Genomic DNA, 3325 nt, shown 5'->3' with positions numbered 1-3325 from the left:
GGCGATGGAAGCAGCCACCATGATGGCGCCGAGGATGGCGCAATAGGTCTGCGCGCCGCGCAGGATGTCGGGCTTGCCGTTGGCCTGGTTGAAGAGGGCCAGCGTCGTGAACTGGGCGGCGAAGAACATCGCCAGCTCGGGCCCCTTCTGGATGGCGTTGCGGATCGCCATCACCATCGTGCGCTCGTGGTAGTCCGGCGTCATCTCCGCACCAAGGCTGCTCCAGGGCATGTTGAAGCAGCTCATGATGGGCACGTAGATCACCGTGCTGACCAGCATGAAGATGAAGTACTCGGATTGGGTCCACCCCTTGCCTACAGCGAACATCAGTGGCAGGCCGATGCCGGCAAGCACGCCGCCCACCAGGATGAAGGGACGGCGGCGCCCGTAGCGCGTGCGCGTGTTGTCCGACAGCCAGCCGAAGACGGCGTCCGAGCCGGCGTCGACGAAGATCTTGATCATCTGCACCGTCGAAATCAGGCCGGGGGCCACGCCGAGGAAGATGTTGAAGACCTGGTAGGCCAGCGACGGATAGAGCCAGTGGCCCCACATGTCCAGGATGGACCCGAGGCCAAAGCCGATCTTCTGGCGCATCGGCAGGCGATCCGCCGCGGGCGGCACGACGCGCTCCAGGTGAAGGGTGCTCGCGTTCACAGGATGCACCGCTCGCGCATGACTTCGGCGTAGTAGCGCGCCGACAGCTTCGGGGTGCGCACCTGCGTGGCGTAGTCGCAGTGCACGATGCCAAAGCGCCGCTGGTAGCCGTCTTCCCACTCGTAGTTGTCGATGAAGCTCCACAGGAAGTAGCCGTGCAGCGGCACGCCGTCGGCAATCGCGCGGTGGGCCTCGCGCAGGTGGTTGCGCAGGAAGTCGCGGCGGTGCAGGTCCAGCACCTCGCCGTTCACGACTGGCTCGTCGTTGTAGCCGCAGCCGTTCTCGGTGATGTACAGCGAAGCGTGGCCGTACAGCTCATGGCAGAAACGGGTGGCCCAATAGATGGCCTGGGGCACCAGGTTGAGCCAGAGGCTGTCGGCGCGCGGGTAGTTGGCCGGCAGCGGCACGGCCTCCCAGGCGGCGCCATCCTTGCCGGCGCGCACGTACGTGGCGGTGTAGATGTTCAGGCCCAGGTGGTCGGTGGGCAGGCTGATGAGCTCGAAGTCACCGGGCAGCACCTGCGGGGCATCGCTGCCCACGCGGGCCAGATAGTCGGCCGGGTAGTGGCCGGCGTGCATGGCGCCCAGCACGTGCGCGTTCTTCTCCAGGAACCAGGCCTTGGCCGCGGCGATGTCGGCCGGTGTCTCGGTGACGGGCACGCAGACATCGCAGTTGTCGGTCAGGCCGACCACGGCGCCTGCGCCGCCGAACTCGCGCACCGCGCGCACGCCGTGGCCGTGGCACAGCAGCGCGTGGTGGAAGGTCTGGTTGACGACGGCCGCGCTCTCTTTGCGCCCCGGTGCCTTGGTGCCATAGCCGTAGGCCAGTTGCGTGAAGCAGCGGATCTCGTTCATCGTGATCCAGTGCTTCACTTCACCGGCGAAGGCCTTGACGACCGTGTCGGCGTAGCGGCCGAAGGCGTCGACCGTGACGCGCGAGGTCCAGCCGCCGCGGTCCTCCAGCGACTGCGGCAGGTCCCAGTGGAAGAGCGTCACCCAGGGCTCGATGCCGTGCTTCTTCATGCTGGCGAAGAGGCGGTGATAGAAGTCCAGGCCGGCCTGGTTCAGCTCACCGTCGCCGTTCGGATAGATGCGCGGCCAGGCCAGCGACAGGCGGTAGTTCTTGACGCCCAACGACGCCATCAGCGCGAAGTCGTCATCGAAGCGGTTGTAGTGATCGCAGGCGACGTCCAGGGTGTCGTCGTCATGCACCTTGCCGGGCGTGCGGCAGAAGCGGTCCCAGATGGACTCGCCCTTGCCATCGGTGAAGGCGGCGCCCTCGATCTGGGGTGCGGCGGCGGCAACACCGAAGACGAAGTCGGCGGGGAAGGGGCTGGAGTAGGTCAGCATCGCGCTGTTGCGCGCCTCGCTGCTCAAGGCACTTCCGGGTGTCGCGGCGGTACCTTTGATGAAGGGGGCGTTCCCGGTGTGGCGGGCAGTCGCGGGCGCGACCGGAACGAAGTCGGGCAGCAATGGGAGAGCGTGGGTCATGGCAGGGCGTCGGCCTGTTGTTTTAACGAGGCCGTTCAGCCGCAGAAGCGGTTGACCAGGTTCTCGAAGACTTCCTGGCGGCCGGACACGGGCGCCACGTCGGTGTTGGCGGCGAGCACCTGGTCGGCGAGCTCGGTCAGCGAACGCCGGCCGTTGAGGATGTCCTGCCCGGCGGGCGCGTCCCAGCCGGCGTAGCGGCTGTCCACGGCGGCCTTCAGGCGGCCGTCGTTGACCATCTTCTCGGCAATCAGCAGCGCCTGCGCGCACACGTCCATGCCGCCGATGTGGCCGTGGAACAGGTCCTCAGCATCGATGGACTGGCGGCGCACCTTGGCGTCGAAGTTCAACCCGCCCGAGCCCAGCCCGCCGGCCTGGATGACGTGGTACAGCGCGATCGCCGTCTCCGGCACGTTGTTGGGGAACTGGTCGGTGTCCCAGCCCAGCTGCGGRTCACCGCGGTTCATGTCCAGGCTGCCCAGGATGCCCAAGGCGCCKGCCGTGGCGATCTCRTGCTCGAAGCTGTGGCCCGACAGCGTGGCGTGGTTGGCCTCGATGTTGACCTTSACTTCCTTCTCCAGGCCGTARCGGACSAGGAAGCCGTACACGGTSGCGGTATCGAAGTCGTACTGGTGCTTGGACGGCTCGCGCGGCTTGGGCTCGATSAGGATGGCGCCCTTGAAGCCGATCTTGTGCTTGTACTCMACCACCATGTTCAGGAAGCGGCCGAGCTGGTCCAGCTCCTGGCCCAGGCGCGTGTTCAGCAGCGTCTCRTAGCCCTCGCGGCCGCCCCACARCACGTAGTTCTCGCCGCCGAGCTTCAGCGTCGCGTCCATCGCGTCGCGCACCTGCAGCGCGGCCATGGCGAACAGCTCGGGGTTGGGGTTGCTGGCCGCACCGCTCATGAAGCGGCGGTGGCTGAACAGATTGGCCGTGCCCCACARSAGCTTCAAGCCCGTGGCCTGCTGCTTCTCGCCSAGCACRTCGACCATGCGCAGGAAGTTCTCGTGGCTCTCGCGCGGCGTGGCGCCTTCCGGGGCGACGTCGCGGTCATGGAAGCAGTAGTAGGGCGCGCCGAGCTTGGCAAAGAACTCGAAGGCCGCGTCGGCCTTGAGCTTGGCCAGCTCCATCGGGCTGCCGCCCTGGAACCAGGGGCGCTCGAAGGTGGCGCCGCCGAACGGGTC

The 3325-nt window shown here is 67.1% G+C and carries 3 protein-coding genes; all 3 read right to left on the bottom strand.

From position 1 onward, the window contains the following. Window positions 1–654, bottom strand: a 654-nt coding sequence (locus ACXJLH_RS29225; RefSeq protein ID WP_457447976.1) for an MFS transporter, incomplete at its 3' end; no start/stop codon positions are given. Beyond that, window positions 651–2144: a GH1 family beta-glucosidase gene (locus ACXJLH_RS29220; protein ID WP_457393782.1), complete on the bottom strand. Its 1494-nt coding sequence runs from the start codon at window positions 2142–2144 to the stop codon at window positions 651–653. The genes ACXJLH_RS29225 and ACXJLH_RS29220, both read right to left, overlap by 4 nt. A 35-nt stretch (window positions 2145–2179) precedes the next feature. Further along, a partial coding sequence (gene xylA, locus ACXJLH_RS29215) for a xylose isomerase (protein WP_457447974.1) occupies window positions 2180–3325 on the bottom strand: 1146 nt, incomplete at its 5' end.

Source organism: Roseateles sp. P5_E4, from assembly GCF_054049255.1.
Note: the sequence above shows the minus strand (reverse complement) of the source record. Positions and strands in the feature narration are given on the sequence as shown.